This is a genomic window from Klebsiella sp. LY (assembly GCF_004010915.1).
Taxonomy (GTDB): Bacteria; Pseudomonadota; Gammaproteobacteria; order Enterobacterales; family Enterobacteriaceae; genus Klebsiella; species Klebsiella quasipneumoniae.
Genome location: NZ_CP022444.1, coordinates 4,155,814 through 4,178,487 on the forward strand (window position 1 = coordinate 4,155,814; position 22,674 = coordinate 4,178,487).

Here is a 22,674-nt window from a genome sequence, read left to right on the forward strand (position 1 = left end):
ATCGAGGGAGAGAGTATGAATACAGATAAACCGGGGGCGCCCTACTATCAGCGCTCCGTCGAGGAGACGCTCGCCAGCGTGCAGAGTTCGCCGGACGGGATTAGCGGAACAGAGGCGGCCACGCGCCTGCAGCAGTATGGCGAAAACGCCCTGCCGCAGAAGCCGGGTAAACCCGCCTGGCTGCGTTTTATTGTGCATTTTAACGATGTGCTGATCTACGTCCTGCTGGCGGCGGCGCTGCTCAAGGCGGTAATGGGCCACTGGATCGACATGTCAGTGATCCTCGCGGTGGCGGTGGTCAATGCGCTGATCGGCTTCATTCAGGAGAGTAATGCGGAAAAATCGCTGCAAAGTATCCGTAATATGCTCTCCAGCGAGGCGGTGGTGATCCGCCAGGGCAACCATGAAACCATCCCCACCACCTCGCTGGTGCCCGGCGATATCGTGGTGATCCGCGCCGGCGACCGAATCCCCGCCGATTTACGGGTGATTGAGGCGCACAACCTGCGGGTGGAAGAGGCGATCCTCACCGGCGAGTCGACGGTGGTGGAAAAAACCACCGAGCCGCTAAGCGGTGATTTGCCGCTCGGCGATCGCAGCAACCTGGTGTTTTCCGGGACCACCGTCAGCTCAGGGGCGGGGAAAGGGATCGTGGTGGCCACCGGCGGCGATACCGAGCTGGGCCACATCAACCAGATGATGGCGGGCATTGAGAAACATCGCACGCCGCTGCTGGTGCAGATGGATAAGCTGGGCAAAGCCATTTTTATCCTCATTCTGGTGATGATGGCGGCGCTGTTCGTCTTTAGCCTGCTGTTCCGCGATATGCCGGTCTCCGAACTGATGCTGTCGTTAATTAGCCTCGCGGTGGCGTCGGTCCCGGAAGGGTTGCCGGCGATTATCTCCATTATTCTGTCGCTTGGCGTGCAGGCGATGGCCCGTCAGAAAGCGATTATCCGCAAGCTGCCGACGGTGGAAACCCTCGGTGCGATGACCGTTATCTGCTCGGATAAAACCGGGACCCTGACCATGAACGAAATGACGGTGAAGGCGGTGATCACCGCGGACAGCGTCTATCGGGTGGAAGGGGACAGCTATGAGCCGGTCGGTAAAATCCATGCCATCGACGACCCGACGCCGATCGCCGTGGCGCCAGGATCGCTTCTTGAGCGCTATCTGCGCACCATCGATCTGTGTAACGACAGCCAGCTTATCAAAGAGGAAGGCGGGCTGTGGAAAATTACCGGCGGCCCCACCGAGGGGGCATTGAAGGTGCTGGCGGCGAAGATAACCCTGGCGCCGCAGCCCAGCGAGCTGCGTAGTAAAATTCCTTTTGATTCGCAATATAAATACATGTCGACGCTTTACCGGCTGGGCGAAGAGGAGGTGGTGCTGGTCACCGGCGCGCCTGACGTTCTGTTCCGCCTGTGCCAGTATCAGCAGAGCGACAACGGACTGCAGCCGCTGGATCTCCCGTACTGGGAAAGCAAAATTGAAGAGTACGCCCGGGAGGGGCTGCGCATGGTGGCCGCGGCCTGGAAGCCGGCTGCCGCAGGCCAGACCGAGCTGACCCATCAGGATCTGCAGCAGGGGGTCATTTTATTAGGGGTTGCCGGGATGATGGATCCGCCACGTCCGGAAGCGATTACGGCGATTGCCGACTGCCTGCAGGCCGGGATCCGCGTGAAGATGATCACCGGCGACCATCCGCAAACGGCGATGAGCATCGGCAAAATGTTGGGGATTGGCAATGCGGGTAACGCCATCACCGGGCGCGAGCTGGAGGTAATGGACGACGCGCAGCTGAGCGTCGCCGCGCAGCAGTTCGATATCTTCGCCCGCACCAGCCCGGAAGATAAGTTCCGTCTGGTGCAGGCTCTGCAGAGCAAGAAAGAGATTGTCGGCATGACCGGAGACGGGGTGAACGATGCCCCGGCGCTGAAGCAGGCTGACGTCGGCGTGGCGATGGGGATCAAGGGAACCGAAGTCACCAAGGAAGCCGCCGATATGGTGTTGACCGACGACAACTTCGCCACCATCGCCAGCGCGGTCCGCGAGGGGCGCCGGGTGTATGACAATCTCAAGAAAACCATTCTTTTTGTCATGCCGACCAACCTTGCGCAGGGTTTACTGATCGTGATCGCGCTGCTGGCAGGCAACGTGCTGCCGCTGACGCCGGTGCTGATCCTGTGGATGAACATGGCCACCTCCGCCACGCTGTCGTTTGGTCTGGCGTTTGAAGCCGGTGAGAAAAATATTATGCGGCGGCCGCCGCGCGACCCGAAAATTCACGTCATGGACGGGTTTGCCATCTGGCGCGTGGCGTTTGTGGGGTCGATGATTGCGGTCAGCGCCTTTATTCTCGAAGCCTGGCTGCAGCCGCGCGGCTATTCGCCGGAGTTTATCCGTACCGTGCTGTTGCAGACCCTGGTCACCGCCCAGTGGTTCTATATGCTGAACTGCCGCGTCTCGGATGGTTTCTCGTTAACCAAAGGTCTGCTGGCTAACAAGGGGATCTGGATCGTCAGCGGCGTGCTGCTGGTGCTGCAGCTGCTGATTATCTATGCGCCGTTTATGCAGATGCTGTTTGGCACCACCGGGCTGCCGTTCCGCTACTGGGTGATCACCTTTATCATCGGCTTCGCCATGTTCCTGATCGTGGAACTGGAAAAACCGCTGACCCGCAAATGGCGAACCGCCTGACGGCGTGAAGCGCTGAACGAAAAAGGAAAGAGGGGGCATCGCCCCCTCTTTTATTATGCTTCACGCTTGTTGCGCTTTACTGTTTCGGCTCGGCGACCACGCTGCTTCCCACGCCGCGGTTGTTATATTCCCACATGCGGTTGAAGCTGTTGTCGTTGAGGTTGCGCTGCAGATTGCCTTTGTCATCCGCGCTGCCGGTGTTGCCGCTGAACGGACGGCCGGAGCCTACCGCTGCCGCCCACGGCTGGGCGATGTTAAAGCCTTCATTGATGGCGCTGTCGCGGATCACGACCTGACCGTTGCTGTTGCCGTCAACATCCAGCGCGCGGCCGAGCTGCGCGACGTTATCCCCGGAGGCGGTGAAGCGGCTGTTAGTCGCCAGGAAGCCGTAGGTTACGCTTTTCAGCGTTGCCGGGGCGAAAACGTAGGCTTCTTTCTGCGTACGGGAGTTCACCACGCGGAAGTCGGTGTTATCAAACACCACGGCGCCACGGCCAGAAACGATATCCACGTCGCCTTCAATATAGCTGTTGGTTACCAGGGTGCGAGTCTGACGGTTGTCCTGCAGACGGTTCTGCACGCCGCTGTTGGTCACGAAGAAGGTGTTCTGGCGGCCAAGAATGTTCACCTTATCGATCTGCACCTGGTCGCCATCGCTGCGCAGGGCAACGGCCTGGTGGGTACCGGCATCGACGCTGTCGCCAAGGTTGTTGGCGATGGTCAGGTTCTGCAGCTGCAGGCCGTTATTCTGCGACCAGAAGACCGCGGAGCACATCACGCCGACGGTGGCAGTGGATTTGCTCTGGCAGCTGTCGAACATATACCACGCCGGTTTGCCCGGCATGTATTTGCCACCCGGATTGACCAGACGACGCCAGGTGTTGCGATCCATTTCAGAATCAATGGCTTCGCTGATTTTTACGTCAATCGGTTTATCGCCGGTACCATACAGAGTCAGGGCGCCCGGCGCCGCCGGAACGTAGACGGTGCCCGGGTATTCGCCCGGCATGATGGCGATAAACAGGCGACGGTTAGAGTGGCGGGCAATTGCCGCATCCACCGCTGCCTGGACGGTGGTATGGGTCACGCCCTGGGTTCCCGCCGGGCCGACGATAAAGTCAGGTTGCGCCGGCAGGCTGATGGCGGACGGCGTCCAGGCCGCGGCATTGGGGTTCAGCGACTGGAAATAGGCCGCCGGGGTAAAGTTTTTCGCTTCATCGGCGTTCAGAATGGGACGCGCGGTGGTGCCCGGTGCAGTCTGCGTTGAGGGCTGTTGATCGGCAGGCGTCGAGCTACAGGCGGACAGCGTCACGCCGAAGGCCAGCGCCAGCGCCAGACGGGAAACGGAATATGTGTTCATGTTGCTCCGGGCAAAATTAAGCGTAGTGAAATACCCCGGCTGAGACGCCAGGGTATAAGTCCTTTAAAACCTGCTGTTTTATACTAACTTGAACGAAACGGGAAGATGCGGGCTGAAAAACTTACCTTCTTTACGCAATGAACGCTGTTCCGGGACGGTCCCTAGTCACAAATAAATAACATTTAGTCGCGCTTTTGTTGACATTCCCGGCGTTATGAAAATAAATGTCTATACAACCCATGACAAGTTAAGCGCTATGACTGAAGCTACCTCCGAATTCGTTATCTGGCGAAACGCCCGTCTCGCCACCTTGAACCCCGACCACGCTCAACCATACGGTCTGCTGGAGCGCCACGCGCTGCTGGTCCGCGACGGTCGCATTGCGGCGATCGTCGCCGAAGATGACCTTCCCAGCGGGCGCAGGATCGATCTCGAAGGCCGGCTGGTCACGCCGGGATTAATCGACTGCCACACCCATCTCGTCTTCGGCGGCAGCCGGGCCCAGGAGTGGGAGCAGCGTCTGAACGGCGTCTCCTATCAGACCATCAGCGCCAGCGGCGGGGGGATTAATGCCACCGTGCGCGCCACCCGCGACAGCAGCGAAGCCGAGCTGCTGGCGCTGGCCCAGCCGCGGCTGGCCCGCCTGCTGCGTGAAGGGGTGACCACTCTGGAGATCAAATCCGGCTACGGTCTCGATCTGCAAAACGAGCGCAAAATGCTGCGGGTCGCCCGCCAGCTGGCCGACGACAATGGCGTCGAGCTTTCGGCGACGCTGCTCTCTGCCCACGCCACGCCGCCGGAATATCAAGGCGACGCCGACGGCTATATTACGCTGGTCTGCGAGACGATCCTGCCGACGCTGTGGCGGGAGGGGCTGTTTGAAAGCGTCGACGTCTTCTGCGAAAACGTCGGTTTCAGCCCGCAGCAAACCGAGCGGGTGTTTCAGGCGGCGCAGGCGCTAGGCATTCCGGTTAAAGGTCACGTTGAGCAGCTCTCCTCGCTGGGCGGCGCGCAGCTGGTGAGCCGTTATCACGGACTGTCCGCCGACCATATCGAATATCTGACGGAAGAGGGGGTGGCGGCGATGCGCGAGAGCGGCACCGTGGCGGCCCTGCTGCCCGGCGCGTTCTACTTCCTCAATGAAACCCGCAAACCGCCGGTGGAACTGTTGCGCAAGTTCCAGGTGCCGATGGCGGTGGCGACGGATTTCAACCCCGGCACCAGCCCCTTCGCCAGCCTGCATCTGGCGATGAACATGGCCTGCGTCAAATTTGGCCTGACGCCGGAAGAGGCGTGGGCCGGCGTGACGCGCCATGCCGCGCGGGCGCTGGGGCGGCAGAACAGCCACGGCCAGCTGGCGGCGGGCTTTGTGGCGAACTTTGCCATCTGGGATGCCGAGCATCCGGTCGAGATGGTGTATGAGCCGGGGCGCAGTCCGCTCTGGCAGCGTGTGGTACGAGGAGAACGACAATGATGCTGTGGCAAGCTACCCCCGCTAACCTTTGGCAAGGTCGCGACGACAGCGCGGAAGCGCCGAATGCGCTGCGTCTGTTCCAGACCATTCCCCGCGCCGAACGCTTCGCGCCGCAGGAGATGCCCGGCGATATCGCGCTGCTCGGCTTCGCCTGTGACGAAGGCGTCCGGCGCAACAAAGGGCGTACCGGAGCGGCTGACGGCCCGGCGACCCTACGCCGGGCGCTGGCCAATATGGCCAGCCATCAGGGCCACGACCGCTGCGTGGATATGGGCACGATTAGCGTCGAAGGCGACCAGCTGGAAGCCGCGCATCAGGCGCTGCGCGAGGCGGTGACCGCCTGCCAGCGCGCCGGCAAACGCACGCTGGTACTGGGCGGCGGCCACGAGACCGCCTTCGGTCACGGCGCCGGGATACTGGATGCCTTCCCCGGCGAAAAAGTGGGCATTATTAACCTCGATGCGCATCTGGATCTGCGCTTTGCCGAGTGCGCCAGCTCCGGGACGCCGTTCCGCCAGCTGGCGCTGGAGTGTGACGCGCAGCAGCGCGGTTTTCACTATACCTGCATCGGGGTCAGTCGGGCGGCCAACACCCAGGCGCTCTGGGAGGAAGCGGCGCGGCGCGAGGTGGCTATTGTGGAGGATCTACAGGTATTAGAGGCCTTCGAAACCCGGGTGCAGGCGGAGCTTGAGCGCAATATCGCGCAATTCGACCGTCTGTATCTGACTATCGATCTCGACGTGCTGCCGGCGCGCGAAATGCCGGCGGTATCCGCGCCGGCGGCGCTGGGCGTGCCGCTGGCGACCCTGCTGCGTATCGTAGAGCCGTTGTGCCGCAGCGGTAAGCTGCAGGCGGTGGATCTGGTGGAGTTCAACCCGCAGTTTGACATTGACGGTCAGGGCGCCCGCGCGGCGGCCCGTCTGGCATGGCAAATCGCCCATTGGTGGCAGTAGCCATTCCGGTATATTCTGGGTGTTTCGCCGCCCATTTTGCAAAAGGAAAGCCAGGCTATGTTTTCACAGCAACCCCGTTCCGCGCCCGCGCCTTTTTATGAGAAGGTGAAGCAGGCTATCGGTGAAAAAATTCACAGCGGCGTCTGGCGACCGCATGACCGTATCCCTTCGGAAGCGGAGCTGGTGGCCCAGTTCGGCTTCAGCCGGATGACCATCAACCGCGCGCTGCGCGAGCTAACGGATGAAGGCCTGCTGGTCAGGTTGCAAGGGGTGGGGACCTTTGTCGCCGAACCGAAAGGGCAGTCGGCGCTGTTTGAGGTGCGCAGCATTGCCGAAGAAATTCTTGCCCGTCACCATCAGCACCGCTGCGAGGTGCTGCTGCTGGAGGAGACCCGGGCGGATCATATTCAGGCGACGGCGCTCAGCGTAGCGGAAGGCACCCGCATCTTTCACTCGCTGATGGTGCATTACGAAAACGAGGTGCCGGTACAAATCGAAGATCGCTGCGTCAATGCCGCGGTGGTGCCGAACTATCTCCAGCAGGATTATACCGCCACCACGCCCCATGATTATCTGTCGCTGATCGCCCCGTTAACCGAAGGTGAACATATTGTTGAAGCGGTGCAGGCCACGGCGGAAGAGTGCGCGCTGCTGCATATTCACGCCCACGATCCCTGCCTGCTGATCCGTCGCCGCACCTGGTCGACAACCCACATCGTTTCCCACGCGCGCCTGCTGTTCCCCGGCAGCCGTTATCGTCTGCAGGGCCGCTTTGGCTCCTGATCCACTCTGGCGTCAGCAAAACGTGATTGCTGACGCAATATAACAAAATTGTATCATTTCTGTTAAATCCTGGCTTGCGCATGCTTGTATAGACAAGTATATGTATCTACGTAAACAACGTTCATTGTCAGGAGAAACCCCGATGTCGCAAAGCAAATATCGCCAGCTGGACGTCCGTGCGCCAAGAGGCACGACGCTGACCGCGAAGAGCTGGTTGACCGAAGCCCCGCTGCGTATGTTAATGAATAACCTCGATCCCGATGTCGCCGAAAACCCGCACGAGCTGGTGGTCTATGGCGGTATTGGTCGCGCAGCGCGCAACTGGGAATGCTATGACGCTATCGTGAAGGCGCTGAAGAACCTGGAAAGCGACGAAACCCTGCTGGTCCAGTCCGGCAAGCCGGTGGGCGTTTTCAAAACCCATGAAAACTCGCCGCGCGTGCTGATCGCTAACTCCAACCTGGTCCCGCACTGGGCGACCTGGGAACACTTCAACGAGCTGGATGCCAAAGGGCTGGCGATGTACGGCCAGATGACCGCTGGCAGCTGGATCTACATTGGCAGCCAGGGCATCGTGCAGGGCACCTACGAAACCTTCGTCGAAGCCGGTCGTCAGCACTATCAGGGCAGCCTGAAAGGCCGCTGGGTGCTAACCGCCGGGCTGGGCGGCATGGGCGGCGCGCAGCCGCTGGCCGCGACGCTGGCCGGGGCCTGCTCGCTGAACATTGAATGCCAGCAGAGCCGCATCGATTTCCGTCTGCGCACCCGCTATGTGGACGAACAAGCTACTTCTCTGGATGACGCCCTGGCGCGCATCAAGAAATACACTGCCGAAGGTCGCGCTATCTCCATCGCCCTGTGCGGCAACGCCGCGGAGATCGTGCCGGAGCTGGTGAAACGCGGCGTGCGCCCGGATATGGTCACCGACCAGACCAGCGCCCACGACCCGCTGCACGGCTATCTGCCGAAAGGCTGGAGCTGGGAAGAGTATCAGCAGAAAGCCGAATCCGATCCGCAGGGCACCATTCTGGCGGCGAAACGCTCGATGGCCGACCACGTGCAGGCGATGCTGGCCTTCCATGAGATGGGGGTCCCGACCTTCGACTACGGTAACAACATTCGCCAGATGGCTCAGGAAGTGGGCGTCAGCAACGCCTTTGATTTCCCGGGCTTCGTGCCGGCCTATATCCGCCCCCTGTTCTGTCGGGGTATCGGACCGTTCCGCTGGGTAGCGCTCTCCGGCGATCCGCAGGATATCTACAAAACCGACGCCAAAGTGAAAGAGATCATTAAGGATGATAAGCATCTGCACCACTGGCTGGATATGGCGCGCGAGCGCATCAGCTTCCAGGGGCTGCCGGCGCGTATCTGCTGGGTCGGTCTGGAATGGCGGCAGAAGCTGGGCCTGGCGTTTAACGAAATGGTGCGCAGCGGCGAAGTCTCCGCGCCGATCGTCATTGGCCGCGATCACCTTGACTCCGGCTCCGTCGCCAGCCCAAACCGCGAAACCGAAGCGATGCGCGACGGCTCTGACGCGGTCTCCGACTGGCCGCTGCTCAACGCCCTGCTCAACACCGCCAGCGGCGCGACCTGGGTGTCGCTGCACCACGGCGGCGGGGTAGGCATGGGCTTCTCGCAACACTCCGGGATGGTTATCGTCTGCGATGGCACCGATGAAGCGGCGGCGCGTATCGCCCGCGTCCTGCACAACGACCCGGCCACCGGTGTGATGCGTCATGCCGACGCGGGGTACGAGATTGCCATTGAATGCGCAGCAGAACAGGGTCTCAATCTTCCGATGGTCGCGGCAACGCAGGGGAACGCGAAATGAAATCTTTAACTCTGATCCCGGGTCAACTCAGCCTGTCGCAGCTCCGCGACATCTACAGCCACCCGGTGAATATTACCCTCGACAGCGGCGCGTTTGCCGCCATCGATGAGAGCGTGGCCTGCGTCAACGCCATCCTTGCCGAAGGGCGGACCGCCTACGGCATTAACACTGGTTTTGGCCTGCTGGCGCAGACCCGGATCTCGACGGAAGATCTGGAGAACCTGCAGCGTTCGCTGGTGCTGTCCCATGCGGCGGGCGTTGGCGAGCCGCTGGACGATGACCTGGCGCGCCTGATTATGGTGCTGAAGATTAACAGCCTGTCCCGCGGTTTCTCCGGGATCCGCCTGAGCGTGATCCAGGCGCTGATTGGCCTGGTGAATGCCGGCGTGACGCCGTGGATCCCGGCGAAAGGTTCCGTCGGCGCCTCCGGCGACCTCGCGCCGCTGGCGCATATGTCGCTGACCCTGCTTGGCGAAGGCAAAGCGCGGGTACGCGGCGGCGAATGGCTGCCGGCCACCGAAGCGCTGCGTCAGGTTGGGCTGGAGCCGATTACCCTGGCGGCGAAAGAGGGGCTGGCGCTACTCAACGGCACCCAGGCCTCGACCGCTTTTGCCCTGCGCGGTTTGTTCGAAGCCGAAGATCTGTTCGCCTCCGCGGTCGTTTGCGGGGCGTTAACCACCGAAGCGGCGCTGGGTTCTCGTCGTCCGTTCGATGCGCGTATTCATGAGGTACGCGGCCAGCGCGGGCAGATTGATGCGGCGGCGCTGTATCGCCATCTGCTGACCGACGATAGCGCGATCTCGCAGTCGCACCATAACTGCAGCAAGGTGCAGGACCCGTACTCCCTGCGCTGTCAGCCGCAGGTGATGGGCGCCTGCCTGACCCAGATCCGCCAGGCGGCGGAAGTGCTGCTGGCCGAAGCCAACGCGGTCTCTGATAACCCGCTGGTCTTTGCCGCTGAAAATGACGTCATCTCCGGCGGTAACTTCCACGCCGAGCCGGTGGCGATGGCCGCGGATAATATCGCGCTGGCGATCGCCGAAATCGGCTCGCTCTCCGAGCGCCGCATCGCGCTGATGATGGACAGCCATATGTCGCAGCTGCCGCCGTTCCTCGTGAAAAACGGCGGGGTGAACTCCGGGTTTATGATTGCCCAGGTCACGGCGGCGGCGCTGGCCAGTGAAAACAAAGCGCTATCGCACCCGCACAGCGTCGACAGCCTGCCGACCTCCGCCAACCAGGAAGACCACGTCTCGATGGCGCCGGCGGCCGGTCGCCGCCTGTGGGCGATGGCCGAGAACACCCGCGGCGTATTGGCCGTTGAGTGGCTGGCGGCGGCGCAGGGGCTGGATATGCGCGAAGGGCTGACCACCAGCCCACTGCTGGAAGAAGCGCGTCATCTGCTGCGCGAACGTGTCCCTCATTATACGCAGGATCGCTACTTCGCCCCGGATATCGATAATGCCATTGCACTTCTGGCGGCCCGTCACCTGACGCGTCTGCTGCCTGCCGTACTGCCAGGCCTGCACTAATCACCGTTGTTCTCTGTACCCGCGTCGGGGGAAGTCATTCCCCCGACCGCCCTACATCGCATATTTGTCGTCATATAAAAAAACCAGGACACCTGTATATGCAACAACAACACAAGCCACATCTGCTGCGCGGGCTCAATGCCCGACACATTCGATTTATTGCGCTCGGCTCCGCTATCGGCACCGGGCTGTTCTATGGCTCGGCCTCCGCCATCAAGGCGGCGGGCCCGGCGGTGCTGCTGGCCTATCTGATTGGCGGCGCGGCGGTGTTTATCGTCATGCGCGCGCTGGGCGAGATGGCGGTGCGCAACCCGGTTTCCGGCTCCTTCGGCAGCTACGCCCGCCAGTATCTCGGGCCGCTGGCCGGGTTTATTACCGGCTGGACCTATACTTTTGAAATGGTGATCGTCGCCCTGGCCGACGTCACCGCCTTCGGCATCTATATGGGATTGTGGTATCCCGATGTCCCGCGCTGGATCTGGATCCTCAGCATCATCTTCTTTATCGGCGCCATGAACCTGTGCAACGTGCGGGTGTTCGGCGAGATGGAGTTCTGGCTGTCGCTGGTGAAGGTGGTGGCGATTATCGCCATGATGCTGGCGGGCGCCGGGATCATCTTCTTTGGCTTCGGCCATAGCTTCCCGGCTACCGGTCTGGAAAATCTGTGGAGCCACGGCGGCTTTGCTCCTAACGGCTGGCAGGGCGTTATCGCTTCGCTTGGCATCGTGATGTTCGCTTTCGGCGGGGTGGAGATTATCGGCGTCACCGCCGCGGAAGCGAAAGATCCGAAAAAGGTCATCCCGCAGGCCATCAATACCATTCCGCTGCGTATTATCCTGTTCTACGTCTGCACCCTGGCGGTGCTGATGGCGATTTTCCCGTGGAACAGCTTTGGCGAGCAGGGGAGTCCGTTTGTGCTGATTTTCGACGGTCTGGGGATCCCGGCGGCGGCGACAATCCTTAACATCATCGTGATCAGCGCCAGCATTTCGGCAATTAACAGCGATATCTTCGGCGCCGGGCGCATGATGTACGGCATGTCGAAAGAGGGGCTGGCGCCGAAAAGCTTCCAGCGCATCGCCAGCAACGGCGTCCCCTGGATGACGGTGGTGGTCATGGGCGGCGCGCTGCTGGCGGCGGTGGTGCTGAACTATCTGATCCCCGAGCAGGTCTTTGTGCTGATTGCTTCGCTGGCGGCATTCGCCACGGTGTGGGTGTGGCTGATGATCCTGCTGTCCCATTTCGCCATGCGCCGTAGTTTGTCTGCCGAAGAGCGCAGCCAGATTGCCTTCCCCGTCCCGTTCTGGCCAGTTGCGCCGCTGTTGACGCTGCTGTTTATGGGGCTGGTTATCGCGGTGCTGGGGATGTTTGCTGAGACGCGGATGGCGCTGATTGCCGGCCTGGTCTGGCTCGGGCTGCTGACGGTGGTGTGGTACGCGCGGGTGCGTAAAACGGCGCTGCAGGTAGCCACTGAACAGTAAGGCCAATTTCCCCGGTGGCGCTGCGCTTACCGGGGCTACAAATGGCACGGACCGTAGGCCGGGCAAGGCGTCAGCCGCCGCCCGGCATAAAAGCGGCTCCGTGCCCGCGGCAATCGCCCGGCGGCGCTGCGCTTGCGTGGGCCTGGGGGTATTGTAGGTCGGGTAAGCGCAGCGCCACCCGAAAAACAAATGGCGCCGCAAGTAGCCCGGATAAGGCGACAGCCGCTATCCGGGGGGAGATTAACTGAACAGGGCGGTGATGGAGGCGCTGGCGAGGGAATGGAAATGGACGTTAAAGCCGACCATTGCGCCGCTGGCCTCGGCATCCACTTCAATTTTCTCGACGTCCAGGGCGTGGACGGTAAAGATATAGCGGTGGGTTTCGCCCTTCGGCGGGGCTGCGCCGCCGTATCCCGCCTTGCCAAAATCGGTGCGGGTCTGAACGGCCTCTTCCGGCAGCTCCGCCTGACCGGAACCGGCCCCCTGGGGCAGGACGCGGGTATCCGCAGGCAGGTTAGCCACCACCCAGTGCCACCAGCCGGAGCCGGTCGGCGCATCCGGATCGTAGCAGGTCACCACAAAGCTTTTGGTTCCCGCGGGCACATCATCCCACATCAGATGCGGCGAAATATTGTCGCCATCGTAGCCCATGCCGTTGAAGACGTGACGATTAGGCAGCTTACCGCCGTCCTGGAGATCGTGACTGATCAGTTTCATGCTTCATCCTCATTGATAATGCGCTGATTAACCTGGAAGTGTAGCCTGCACCACGACGCAATTCCGCTATTTATTCGCTAAAAAATGTTTCGTCCTGCACCGCCAGGTTAACGGCGCGGGTCAGGCGGGACAGCTGTTCAGGCGCGATGATGTACGGCGGCATCAAATAGATCAGGCGGCCAAACGGGCGGATCCACACCCCCTGCTCGACGAAAAAGCGCTGCAGGGCAGCCATATTGACCGGGCGACGGCTTTCAACCACGCCAATAGCGCCCAGCACGCGGACATCGGCGACCAGGGCGGATCCCCGCGCCGGCGCCAGCTCGGCCAGCAGCTGGGCTTCAATCGCCGCCACCTGCCGCTGCCATTCGCCGCTCTCCAGCAGGCGCAGGCTTTCGCTGGCCACCGCGCAGGCCAGCGGGTTGCCCATAAAGGTCGGGCCGTGCATAAAGCAGCCAGCTTCACCGTTGCTGATGGTTTCCGCCACCTCGCGGGTGGTCAGCGCGGCGGAGAGGGTCATGGTGCCGCCGGTCAGCGCCTTGCCCAGACACAATATGTCGGCGGTAATCCCGGCGTGTTCACAGGCGAACAGCTTGCCGGTGCGGCCAAAGCCGGTGGCAATCTCATCGGCGATCAGCAGTATCCCTTCCCGGTCGCACATTTTACGCACCCGCTTCAGCCACTCCGGATGGTACATCCGCATCCCGCCCGCGCCCTGTACGATCGGTTCGAGGATCACCGCGGCGATGTCGTGACGGTGCGCGGCCATCAGGCGGGCAAAGGGCACTATATCCATTTCATCCCACTCGCCGTCAAAGCGGCTCTGCGGCGCGGGGGCGAACAGGTTATCCGGCAGATAGCCCTGCCACAGGCTGTGCATCGAGTTCTGCGGATCGCAGACCGACATCGCGCCGAAGGTATCGCCGTGATAGCCATTGCGGAAGGTCAGGAAACGTCGACGCGATTGGCCTTTCGCCTGCCAGTACTGCAGGGCCATTTTCATCGCCACCTCAACCGCCACCGAACCGGAATCAGCGAGGAAAACGCACTCCAGCGATTCCGGAGTCATTGTCACCAGCTGGCGGCACAGGGCCACCGCCGAGGGGTGAGTGATCCCGCCGAACATGACGTGCGACATCTGGTCGATTTGCGCTTTCATCGCCGCATTAAGACGCGGGTGATTGTAGCCGTGGATTGCCGCCCACCAGGAGGACATACCGTCAACCAGTTGTTCGCCGCCGGCGAGGGACAGCTCGCAACCGTGGGCGGAAACCACCGGGTAGACCGGCAGGGGGGAAGTCATAGAGGTGTAGGGGTGCCAGATGTGGCGCCGATCGAAGGCGAGATCGTCCAGGGTCATAAGCGACTTGTAAACCATTTTGAAAACATTTAGGTTTACGAGTATAAACCGAACCGTAAATTAACAAAACCCTTTGGAGAAGCCAATGGCTCACCACGTACGTTGGACAATGTCGCAAGTAACTGAATTATTTAATAAACCGCTCATCGATCTGTTATTCGAAGCGCAGCAAATCCACCGGCAACACTTTGATCCGCGCCAGGTGCAGGTCAGCACCCTGCTGTCGATCAAAACCGGCGCCTGCCCGGAAGATTGTAAATATTGTCCGCAGAGCGCGCGCTATAAAACCGGGCTCGAAACCGAGCGCCTGATGGAAGTCGAGCAGGTGCTGGAATCAGCGCGTCAGGCGAAAAACGCCGGCTCGACCCGCTTCTGCATGGGCGCGGCGTGGAAAAACCCCAATGACCGCGATATGCCGTATCTGGAGCAGATGGTGAAAGGGGTGAAGGCCCTGGGGCTGGAGTCGTGCATGACGCTTGGCACTCTGACAGACAGCCAGGCGCAGCGCCTGGCCGAGGCGGGCCTCGATTACTACAACCACAACCTCGATACCTCGCCGGAATTTTACGGCAACATCATCACCACCCGCACCTACCAGGAGCGCCTGGATACCCTGGACAAAGTGCGTGACGCCGGGATCAAAGTCTGCTCCGGCGGTATCGTCGGGCTGGGGGAGACCGTGAAAGACCGCGCCGGCCTGCTGCTGCAGTTGGCTAACCTGCCCACGCCGCCGGAAAGCGTACCGATCAACATGTTGGTGAAGGTCAAAGGTACGCCGCTGGCGGATAACGACGATGTCGACGCTTTCGATTTTATTCGCACTATCGCCATCGCGCGCATCATGATGCCCACCTCTTACGTGCGTCTCTCCGCCGGCCGCGAGCAGATGAACGAGCAGACCCAGGCGATGTGCTTTATGGCCGGGGCGAACTCGATTTTCTATGGCTGCAAACTGCTGACGACGCCTAATCCGGAAGAAGATAAAGACCTGCAACTGTTCCGCAAGCTGGGGATCAACCCGCAGCAGACGGCGGTGCTGGAAGGTGATAATGAGCAGCAGCAGCGTCTGGAGCAGGCCTTACTCACCCCGGACACTGAGGAATACTACAACGCGGCGGTGCTATGACCTGGCGGCAGCGAATCGATCGGGCGCTGGACGAGCGACGGGCGGCGGATGCTCTTCGCCGCCGCCTGCCGGTGACGCACGGCGCCGGGCGCTGGCTGGCGCGGGAAGGGGAGCGCTGGCTTAACTTCTCCAGTAATGACTATCTTGGCCTGAGCCAGCATCCGGCGATTATCGCCGCCTGGCAGCAGGGGGCGGAACGTTATGGCGTCGGTTCCGGCGGTTCGGGACACGTAAGCGGCTATAACGAGGCCCACCGCGCGCTGGAAGAGGAACTTGCCGACTGGCTGGGCTATCCGCGCGCATTGCTGTTTATCTCCGGCTTTGCCGCCAATCAGGCGCTGATCGCCGCCCTGGCGGATAAAGAGGATCGGATCGTGGCCGACCGCCTGAGCCACGCCTCCCTGCTGGAGGCGGCAAGCCTCAGCCCGGCGCAGCTACGCCGTTTCGCTCACAACGATCCGCAGCAGCTCGCGCAACTGCTGGCTAAGCCGCTGGCGGGCGAACAATTGGCGGTCACTGAAGGCATTTTCAGCATGGATGGCGACAGCGCGCCGCTGGCGGCCATTCACGCCGCGGCGCAGGCAGCAGGGGCATTGTTGCTGGTGGATGACGCCCACGGCGTCGGCGTGGTCGGCGACGAAGGACGCGGGAGCTGCGCCGCACAGGCGGTGCGCCCTGAGCTGCTGGTGGTTACCTTCGGCAAGGCCTTCGGCGTCAGCGGCGCGGCGGTGCTGTGCGACGAAGCAATGGCCGATTATCTGCTGCAGTTTGCCCGTCATTTGATCTACAGCACCGCGATGCCGCCCGCCCAGGCGGTGGCGCTGAGCGCCGCCCTGCGGATCATTCGCAGCAATGAAGGACAGCAGCGTCGCGACATCCTGGCCGCCCGCATCCGTCAGTTCCGTGAGGGGATGGGCGAGGTGTCGCTGGGGTTGACCGACTCCGTCAGCGCGATCCAGCCGCTGATCGTCGGCGATAACGGCCGGGCGCTGAGCCTGGCCGCACGTCTGCGCGACGCGGGCTGCTGGACGACGGCGATCCGTCCACCGACGGTGCCGGTCGGCAGCGCTCGTCTGCGCCTGACCCTGACCGCCGCCCATCAGGCTGAGGACATTAACCGTTTACTGGAGGTGCTGCATGGCCACGGTGAATAAGCAGGCGGTGGCCGCGGCGTTTGGCCGGGCGGCCGGCGGCTATTCGCAACATGATGAACTGCAGCGGCGCAGCGCGGAATTGCTGCTGCGCCAGCTGGCGCGTCGCGATTTTCCCCGGGTGCTGGATGCTGGCTGCGGCCCCGGCGGCATGAGCCGCCGCTGGCGTGAGGCGGGCAGCGTGGTGACCGCGCTGGATCTCTCCCCCGGGATGCTGGCAGAGGCGCAGCGTAACGACGCCGCCCAGTATTACCTGCTGGGCGACATTGAGGCGCTGCCGCTGCCGGACGCCTGCGTCGATCTGGCGTGGAGCAATCTGGCGGTGCAGTGGTGCGACGATCTGCGCGCCGCCCTTGGCGAGCTGTACCGGGTGGTGCGCCCCGGCGGCAGGGTGGCGTTTAGCACGCTGCTGGCCGACTCGCTGCCGGAGCTCAATCAGGCGTGGCAGGCCATCGACGACCGGCCGCATGCCAACCGTTTTCTCAGCGAAGCGGCGGTGCGCGCGGCGCTGAGCGGCCTGCGGGCGTCCGGCGAGGTGCATCAGATTAGCCTGCCGTTCGCCGACGCGCTGAGCGCCATGCGATCGCTGAAGGGCATCGGCGCCACCCATTTGCACCAGGGGCGGGCATCGGCCCCGCTTGGTCGCGGCAAACTGCGCGAGCTACAGCTGGCCTGGCCGCAGCGGCAGGGCGTCTGCCCGCTGACGTATTCTCTTTTTACAGGAGTCATTGAGCGTGACTAAACGTTTTTTTGTCACCGGGACCGATACTGAAGTCGGGAAAACCATCGCCAGCAGCGCCCTGCTGCAGGCGGCGAATCAGCTGGGTTTTCACACCGCTGGCTACAAGCCGGTGGCTTCCGGCAGCGAGCTTACCGCCGCAGGGCTGCGTAATGAAGACGCGCTGGCGCTGCAGCGTCATAGCCGGGTCGCGCTGCGCTATGAACAGGTTAACCCGTATACCTTCGCCGAGCCGACCTCACCGCACATCATCAGCGCCGACGAAGGGCGGCCGATCGCCGCGGCGAGGCTCTCCAGCGGGCTGCGCGAGTTAGAACGCCTCGCCGACTGGGTGCTGGTGGAAGGGGCCGGCGGCTGGTTTACGCCGCTGTCGGAAACCCTGACCTTTGCCGACTGGGCGCAGGCGGAGCAGCTGCCGGTGATTCTGGTGGTGGGCGTCAAGCTCGGCTGCATCAATCACGCGATGCTTACCGCCCAGGCGGTACGCCAGGCAGGGCTGCCGCTCGCGGGGTGGATCGCCAATGACGTGCAGCCGCCGGGCAAGCGCCACGCCGAGTATCTGGCGACGCTGAAAAACCGGCTGGCCGCGCCGTTCCTCGGCGAAATACCGTGGCTTGCCGATATCGCGCAGCGCGACGATCTCGGCCAGCATCTGGATCTCAGGGCGCTGGATCCGGCGTCATCCACTGCGCCAGCAGCGGTTCATCCAGCGCCATAATATCTCCTTCGGCGACGTTACGGCCCCGGTGCAAAACACAGAAACGATCCGCCACCCGGCGGATAAAGGGCAGGTGCTGCTCGGCGAGCAGCACCGTCAGGCCGATATCGCGATTCAACCGCAGCAGCAGATCCGCCAGCTTTTGCAGACAGCGCGGCCCTCTGCCGCGCGAGGGTTCATCAAGGATCAGCAGCCGAGGCTGGACAATCAGCGCCCTGGCCAGCGCCAGTTGGTACTGATCGTCGTCGCTCAGCGAGGCGCCTTTGCGCTGCCGTAGGGCATAGAGTTCGGGAAAATGCTCATAGATTTCGCCGCCGCTGGCGTTAGCCCCGGGTTTCCCGGCCGCGAGGGCAATATGCAGATTCTCTTCCACGCTGAGCTGCGAAAAGATGCGTTTATCCTGCGGCACATAGCCGATACCGATGGCGCTGCGCGACTGGGCCGACAGGGGGGTGAGATCCTGCGGCGGGGCGCCAATGTCATGCCAGGTCATCCGGCCGCTGGCCACCGGCAGGTGCCCGGCAATGCAGTTAACCAGGGTGGTTTTTCCCATGCCCTCGCGTCCCAGTACGCCAATGCACTCCCCCGGGCGTAGTTCAAGATCGACATTCCACAGCGAATGCTGGTTGCCGTAAAAGTGATTTACTGCCTGTAAATTCAACATGGACGTTTTCTCCTTATCCTGGCGTCAGGGCGACAGAAAGATGCTGCAAAACTCTTGCCAGGAAAAAGAACGCTCGGAAAAAAACGCTAAATGCCGATACCATCAGGCACAGCCAGCGCCTGGGGTGCACTTTTCCGGTGCCCGACGCTAAAGGGTGGTGCAAAAAGCAGCAAAAATCGAGCGGCTTTAAGCGGATAGTTATCAAAAATAGTTCGATAAAAATTTTTCGCCACGTGATTAAGGCCGCCAGACGATTTGCGCCGGGCGGCGGCGGTCTTGGGCTGCAGACAGTTATCCACTATTCCTGTGGATAACCTTGTGTATTAGAGTTAGAAAACCTGCGGTAAGCTAGAGCGTACGCGGCTTGCGGCTGAATTGGCGCGAAAGGCGTCTTTTCTTTAAAAGCATTAAATATCAGCTTGTTAGATAAAATCAATGGGTGTAAGAAAAGCGTCATCTGCTGCCATAAAACTTTCACCCGTCCGCTTGACAAATGTTAAAAGGTAAAAATTTCTGGGGATAACCCTGACGGCCGGAGGATTATTCCGCCCGGCGCGCGTTTTATACCCTGCTTACCGGCAAAAAAGACCATATTGTGGCGCTATCATAAGCACGCACTGTTTAAATATCCAGTATAATTTATTGGCAAAAAACGGCCCGGGGGGTAGAATTAAACACCGGCCGCTAAATCTTTTTCAGGTTCTGATTGATGAGTAAATCGTTTGTTCTGCATTCCGCCTTTCGCCCCTCCGGAGACCAACCGGAAGCCATCCGCCGCCTGGAAGAGGGGCTGGAGGATGGGCTCGCGCATCAAACGCTGCTGGGGGTCACCGGCTCCGGTAAGACCTTTACCATCGCCAACGTGATTGCCGATCTGCAGCGGCCGACGATGGTGCTGGCGCCAAACAAAACTCTGGCGGCCCAGCTCTACGGCGAGATGAAAGAGTTTTTCCCGGAGAATGCCGTCGAGTATTTCGTCTCCTACTACGATTACTATCAGCCGGAAGCCTATGTCCCCAGCTCAGATACCTTCATTGAGAAAGATGCCTCGGTAAACGAACATATCGAGCAGATGCGCCTGTCGGCCACCAAAGCGCTGCTTGAGCGGCGCGATGTGGTGGTGGTGGCCTCGGTCTCGGCTATTTACGGCCTCGGCGACCCGGACCTGTATCTGAAAATGATGTTGCATCTGACGGTGGGGATGCTGATTGACCAGCGGGCGATCCTGCGCCGCCTGGCGGAACTGCAGTATACCCGCAACGATCAGGCCTTCCAGCGCGGCACCTTCCGGGTGCGCGGCGAGGTGATCGACGTCTTCCCGGCGGAATCGGACGATATCGCCCTGCGCATTGAGCTGTTTGACGAAGAAGTTGAGCGCCTGTCGCTGTTCGACCCGCTCACCGGCCATGTGGAATCGACGGTGCCGCGCTACACCATTTATCCCAAGACCCACTACGTGACGCCGCGGGAGCGCATTGTCCAGGCGATGGAAGAGATTAAGCTGGAACTGGCGGAGCGGCGCAAGGTGCTGCTGGCCAACAACAAGCTGCTGGAAGAGCAGCGCTTAACCCAGCGCACCCAGTTCGACCTCGAAATGATGAACGAGCTGGGCTACTGCTCGGGCATTGAAAACTACTCGCGCTTCCTCTCCGGGCGCGGCCCCGGCGAGCCGCCGCCCACCCTGTTCGACTACCTGCCGGCAGACGGCCTGCTGGTGATTGACGAATCTCACGTCACGGTGCCGCAGATCGGCGGTATGTACCGCGGCGACCGGGCGCGCAAAGAGACGCTGGTGGAGTACGGCTTCCGCCTGCCGTCGGCGCTGGATAACCGGCCGATGAAGTTTGAAGAATTCGAAGCGCTAGCGCCGCAAACCATCTACGTGTCGGCCACCCCCGGCGCCTACGAGCTGGATAAATCCGGCGGCGAGGTGGTGGATCAGGTGGTGCGGCCGACCGGTCTGCTGGATCCGATCATCGAAGTGCGGCCGGTGGCGACCCAGGTCGACGATCTGCTGTCGGAGATCCGCCTGCGCACGGCCATCAACGAGCGCGTGCTGGTCACCACCCTCACCAAGCGGATGGCGGAAGACTTAACCGAGTACCTTGAGGAGCACGGCGAGCGGGTGCGCTATCTGCACTCGGATATCGACACCGTCGAACGTATGGAGATTATCCGCGACCTGCGTCTTGGCGAGTTTGACGTGCTGGTGGGGATCAACCTGCTGCGTGAGGGGCTGGATATGCCGGAGGTGTCGCTGGTGGCGATCCTGGATGCGGACAAAGAGGGCTTCCTGCGCTCCGAACGCTCGCTGATCCAGACCATCGGCCGCGCGGCGCGCAACGTCAACGGCAAGGCTATCCTGTACGGCGATAAGATCACCCCCTCGATGGCGAAAGCCATCGGCGAGACAGAGCGTCGACGGGAGAAACAGCAGCGCTATAACGAAGAGCACGGCATTGTGCCGCAGGGGCTCAACAAGAAAGTGGTGGATATCCTGCAGCTGGGCCAGAGCCTGGCGAAAACCAAAGCCAAAGGGCGCGGTAAAGCGAAGGCCGTCGAGCCTGCCGGGCTCAGCGGCGTGGATATGACGCCAAAAGCGCTGCAGCAGAAAATCCACGAGCTGGAAGGGCAGATGATGCAGCACGCGCAAAACCTCGAGTTCGAAGAGGCGGCGCAAATTCGCGACCAGCTGCATCAGCTGCGCGAACTGTTTATCGCCGCCTCCTGAGTCCCGGCGTGTACTGCCGGGAGGTGGACGTGCGGGAAGCAGACAAGGCGTGGCCCTTATCGCCCTGTTCCGCAGCCAGATAACCATTCGCGGTGAAGAAAAAAGGCCGCAAAGCGGCCTTCTTAATGTTTGCTTAATCTCGCCAGGCGACACTATCCTCAACCTGATGAGGATAGCGCCCATGCAAAAAATCAACTTCCGTGAATATCTGGCGGTCGCCACCGCCCTGGTCATTATTGTTGCCTTCTTCCATCAGTGGGTGCTGACGTTCTGACCCCCGCGCCGCGGGAATAACACCCACGCGCGGACCCCTGGCCCCGGCTGGCGGTTATGTAAAAAGAACTGGGCGTCATGCAGCTGAGCGATGCGCGTGACGATGCTCAGTCCTAGCCCTATACCGCCGTAGCGACTGTCCATGCGCACGAAGGCCTTACTGAGTTCGCCGCTTTTCGCCTCATCAATCCCCGGTCCTTCATCTTCCACTGCCATCACCGGCATCAGACCCGCTTTCACCGACACGCGGATCGTCGACCCTTGCGGGCTGTAGCGATGGGCATTCTCCACCAGATTGCGCAGAATGACGCGGATGAGCGTCGCGTCGCCAGAGACGACGGCCTCGCTTTCGACATCCGTCAGCAGCAGCCGTTGTTGGCGCTCGGCCAGCATGGTCTCCAGCTCATCCTGCAGCGGTTTGACCACGTCATCCAGCAGCAGCACCTGCTGATAGCTGCCGGCGGAAAAGGACTGACCGACGCGCGCCAGCTGCAGCAGCTGCGAAATGCTGGTGGTCATCTGGTCGAGCCGCTGGATCAGCGGGTCGACGCCCATGCCGTGCACTTTCGCCAGCAGCTCAAGGTGCAGCCGCAGCCCGGCCAGCGGGGTGCGCAGCTCGTGCGCCACGTCGGCGGTAAACAGCCGTTCGCGATCGAGAGTCAGATTGAGGCGGGAAACCAGCTGATTCAGGGCGGTGGTCACCGCCGTCACCTCGGGCACCGATTCGCTGAGCACGATGGGGGTGAGGTTGTCCGGGGTACGACTCTCCAGCTCGCTTTGCAGACGTGACAGCGGGCGGGTGATTTTGCGTACCGCCAGCATGCTGATATACAGCGCCAGACCTACGATCAGCAGGCTCGGCACCAGCAGGCTGGCGACCGCTTCCCGAACCTCATGCTCCACATGCTTTTGGTTGTTGTGCCCTTCGATGGCGCTGGCCACCAGCAGCTGGATCTGCTCTTTGCTCTCATGCCATAGCCAGAAGACGCTGATCAGCTGGCAGACCACCAGAATGGCGCCGATGGTCAACAGCAGCCGGTGACGCATGGTCCAGTTTTCGGTTGCAAACAGAGCCATG

The 22,674-nt window shown here is 61.6% G+C and carries 18 protein-coding genes; 12 read left to right on the top strand and 6 right to left on the bottom strand.

Going from position 1 to position 22,674, the window contains the following annotated elements:
- The first annotated feature begins 15 nt into the window (after positions 1 to 15).
- Entirely contained in the window at positions 16 to 2,703 is a 2,688-nt protein-coding gene (locus tag CE636_RS23365) for a cation-transporting P-type ATPase (RefSeq protein ID WP_004886078.1), read from the top strand.
- 76 nt (positions 2,704 to 2,779) lie between these two features.
- Here CE636_RS23365 and CE636_RS23370 read toward each other — a convergent pair whose 3' ends face one another.
- A complete protein-coding gene (locus tag CE636_RS23370; protein WP_004886081.1) occupies positions 2,780 to 4,063 on the bottom strand; it encodes a putative acyl-CoA thioester hydrolase in 1,284 nt (427 codons plus the stop codon).
- 214 nt (positions 4,064 to 4,277) lie between these two features.
- Between CE636_RS23370 and hutI the strand changes: the two genes are divergently transcribed.
- The 6 genes from hutI to CE636_RS23400 all read left to right on the top strand — a co-directional run bounded on the left by hutI (position 4,278) and on the right by CE636_RS23400 (position 12,117).
- A complete protein-coding gene (gene hutI / locus CE636_RS23375; RefSeq protein ID WP_075205480.1) occupies positions 4,278 to 5,537 on the top strand; it encodes an imidazolonepropionase in 1,260 nt (419 codons plus the stop codon).
- The gene (gene hutG, locus CE636_RS23380) at positions 5,534 to 6,490 is read left to right on the top strand and encodes a formimidoylglutamase (RefSeq protein ID WP_017899625.1); all 957 of its coding nucleotides are present in this window, start codon (positions 5,534 to 5,536) and stop codon (positions 6,488 to 6,490) included. Before hutI ends, hutG begins: the two co-directional genes overlap by 4 nt.
- A 57-nt stretch (positions 6,491 to 6,547) precedes the next feature.
- Positions 6,548 to 7,273 carry a histidine utilization repressor gene (locus CE636_RS23385; RefSeq protein ID WP_017899626.1) on the top strand — a complete coding sequence of 242 codons (726 nt, stop codon included), beginning with the start codon at positions 6,548 to 6,550 and terminating at the stop codon, positions 7,271 to 7,273.
- 142 nt (positions 7,274 to 7,415) lie between these two features.
- Positions 7,416 to 9,104, top strand: a complete 1,689-nt coding sequence (gene hutU / locus CE636_RS29440; protein ID WP_004886099.1) for a urocanate hydratase — start codon at positions 7,416 to 7,418, stop codon at positions 9,102 to 9,104.
- Positions 9,101 to 10,636: a histidine ammonia-lyase gene (hutH, locus tag CE636_RS23395; RefSeq protein WP_023320006.1), complete on the top strand. Its 1,536-nt coding sequence runs from the start codon at positions 9,101 to 9,103 to the stop codon at positions 10,634 to 10,636. Before hutU ends, hutH begins: the two co-directional genes overlap by 4 nt.
- Before the next feature lie 98 nt (positions 10,637 to 10,734).
- Complete coding sequence (locus CE636_RS23400) at positions 10,735 to 12,117, top strand: amino acid permease (protein ID WP_004886104.1); 1,383 nt, start codon at positions 10,735 to 10,737, stop codon at positions 12,115 to 12,117.
- 240 nt (positions 12,118 to 12,357) lie between these two features.
- On the opposite strand, the gene CE636_RS23405 is transcribed toward CE636_RS23400, so the two are convergent.
- The gene (locus CE636_RS23405) at positions 12,358 to 12,834 is read right to left on the bottom strand and encodes a kinase inhibitor (protein ID WP_002895575.1); all 477 of its coding nucleotides are present in this window, start codon (positions 12,832 to 12,834) and stop codon (positions 12,358 to 12,360) included.
- Between the two features lie 70 nt (positions 12,835 to 12,904).
- Positions 12,905 to 14,194 (bottom strand): adenosylmethionine--8-amino-7-oxononanoate transaminase, encoded by a 1,290-nt coding sequence (gene bioA / locus CE636_RS23410; RefSeq protein ID WP_025999311.1) that lies wholly within the window; start codon positions 14,192 to 14,194, stop codon positions 12,905 to 12,907.
- A gap of 85 nt (positions 14,195 to 14,279) precedes the next feature.
- Here bioA and bioB point away from each other — a divergent pair, with 85 nt between their 5' ends.
- The 4 genes from bioB to bioD are packed head-to-tail and all read left to right on the top strand — an operon-like array spanning position 14,280 to position 17,928.
- Positions 14,280 to 15,320, top strand: coding sequence for a biotin synthase BioB (bioB, locus tag CE636_RS23415; RefSeq protein WP_004886109.1), 1,041 nt, complete (start codon positions 14,280 to 14,282; stop codon positions 15,318 to 15,320).
- Positions 15,317 to 16,474: an 8-amino-7-oxononanoate synthase gene (bioF, locus tag CE636_RS23420; protein WP_017900924.1), complete on the top strand. Its 1,158-nt coding sequence runs from the start codon at positions 15,317 to 15,319 to the stop codon at positions 16,472 to 16,474. The genes bioB and bioF overlap by 4 nt, the downstream gene beginning before the upstream one ends.
- On the top strand, positions 16,458 to 17,213 hold the full coding sequence (bioC, locus tag CE636_RS23425; RefSeq protein WP_004886115.1) for a malonyl-ACP O-methyltransferase BioC: 756 nt from the start codon (positions 16,458 to 16,460) through the stop codon (positions 17,211 to 17,213). Before bioF ends, bioC begins: the two co-directional genes overlap by 17 nt.
- Entirely contained in the window at positions 17,206 to 17,928 is a 723-nt protein-coding gene (gene bioD, locus CE636_RS23430; RefSeq protein ID WP_004886117.1) for a dethiobiotin synthase, read from the top strand. Before bioC ends, bioD begins: the two co-directional genes overlap by 8 nt.
- Here bioD and CE636_RS23435 read toward each other — a convergent pair.
- Both CE636_RS23435 and CE636_RS23440 read right to left on the bottom strand, forming a co-directional pair.
- On the bottom strand, positions 17,870 to 18,592 hold the full coding sequence (locus CE636_RS23435) for an ABC transporter ATP-binding protein (RefSeq protein ID WP_017900923.1): 723 nt from the start codon (positions 18,590 to 18,592) through the stop codon (positions 17,870 to 17,872). The genes bioD and CE636_RS23435 overlap by 59 nt on opposite strands.
- Positions 18,593 to 18,678: 86 nt before the next feature.
- A complete protein-coding gene (locus CE636_RS23440) occupies positions 18,679 to 18,891 on the bottom strand; it encodes a hypothetical protein (protein WP_004886124.1) in 213 nt (70 codons plus the stop codon).
- Positions 18,892 to 19,301: 410 nt separating this feature from the next.
- Here CE636_RS23440 and uvrB point away from each other — a divergent pair, with 410 nt between their 5' ends.
- A complete protein-coding gene (gene uvrB, locus CE636_RS23450) occupies positions 19,302 to 21,323 on the top strand; it encodes an excinuclease ABC subunit UvrB (protein ID WP_004886127.1) in 2,022 nt (673 codons plus the stop codon).
- A 252-nt stretch (positions 21,324 to 21,575) separates the two neighbouring features.
- Here the strand turns inward: uvrB and pmrB are convergent, their stop codons facing one another.
- Entirely contained in the window at positions 21,576 to 22,673 is a 1,098-nt protein-coding gene (gene pmrB / locus CE636_RS23460) for a two-component system sensor histidine kinase PmrB (protein WP_004886129.1), read from the bottom strand.
- Position 22,674 lies beyond the last annotated feature (1 nt).

Coding starts and splice junctions, on each gene's coding strand:
- hutH (WP_023320006.1), top strand. CDS start 9,101: ATGAAATCTTTAACTCTGATCCCGGGTCAACTCAGCCTGTCGCAGCTC.
- bioA (WP_025999311.1), bottom strand. CDS start 14,194: ATGACCCTGGACGATCTCGCCTTCGATCGGCGCCACATCTGGCACCCC.
- hutU (WP_004886099.1), top strand. CDS start 7,416: ATGTCGCAAAGCAAATATCGCCAGCTGGACGTCCGTGCGCCAAGAGGC.
- CE636_RS23365 (WP_004886078.1), top strand. CDS start 16: ATGAATACAGATAAACCGGGGGCGCCCTACTATCAGCGCTCCGTCGAG.
- CE636_RS23405 (WP_002895575.1), bottom strand. CDS start 12,834: ATGAAACTGATCAGTCACGATCTCCAGGACGGCGGTAAGCTGCCTAAT.
- CE636_RS23435 (WP_017900923.1), bottom strand. CDS start 18,592: ATGTTGAATTTACAGGCAGTAAATCACTTTTACGGCAACCAGCATTCG.
- bioB (WP_004886109.1), top strand. CDS start 14,280: ATGGCTCACCACGTACGTTGGACAATGTCGCAAGTAACTGAATTATTT.
- hutG (WP_017899625.1), top strand. CDS start 5,534: ATGATGCTGTGGCAAGCTACCCCCGCTAACCTTTGGCAAGGTCGCGAC.
- uvrB (WP_004886127.1), top strand. CDS start 19,302: ATGAGTAAATCGTTTGTTCTGCATTCCGCCTTTCGCCCCTCCGGAGAC.
- CE636_RS23385 (WP_017899626.1), top strand. CDS start 6,548: ATGTTTTCACAGCAACCCCGTTCCGCGCCCGCGCCTTTTTATGAGAAG.
- CE636_RS23400 (WP_004886104.1), top strand. CDS start 10,735: ATGCAACAACAACACAAGCCACATCTGCTGCGCGGGCTCAATGCCCGA.
- bioF (WP_017900924.1), top strand. CDS start 15,317: ATGACCTGGCGGCAGCGAATCGATCGGGCGCTGGACGAGCGACGGGCG.
- bioC (WP_004886115.1), top strand. CDS start 16,458: ATGGCCACGGTGAATAAGCAGGCGGTGGCCGCGGCGTTTGGCCGGGCG.
- hutI (WP_075205480.1), top strand. CDS start 4,278: ATGAAAATAAATGTCTATACAACCCATGACAAGTTAAGCGCTATGACT.
- pmrB (WP_004886129.1), bottom strand. CDS start 22,673: ATGGCTCTGTTTGCAACCGAAAACTGGACCATGCGTCACCGGCTGCTG.
- CE636_RS23370 (WP_004886081.1), bottom strand. CDS start 4,063: ATGAACACATATTCCGTTTCCCGTCTGGCGCTGGCGCTGGCCTTCGGC.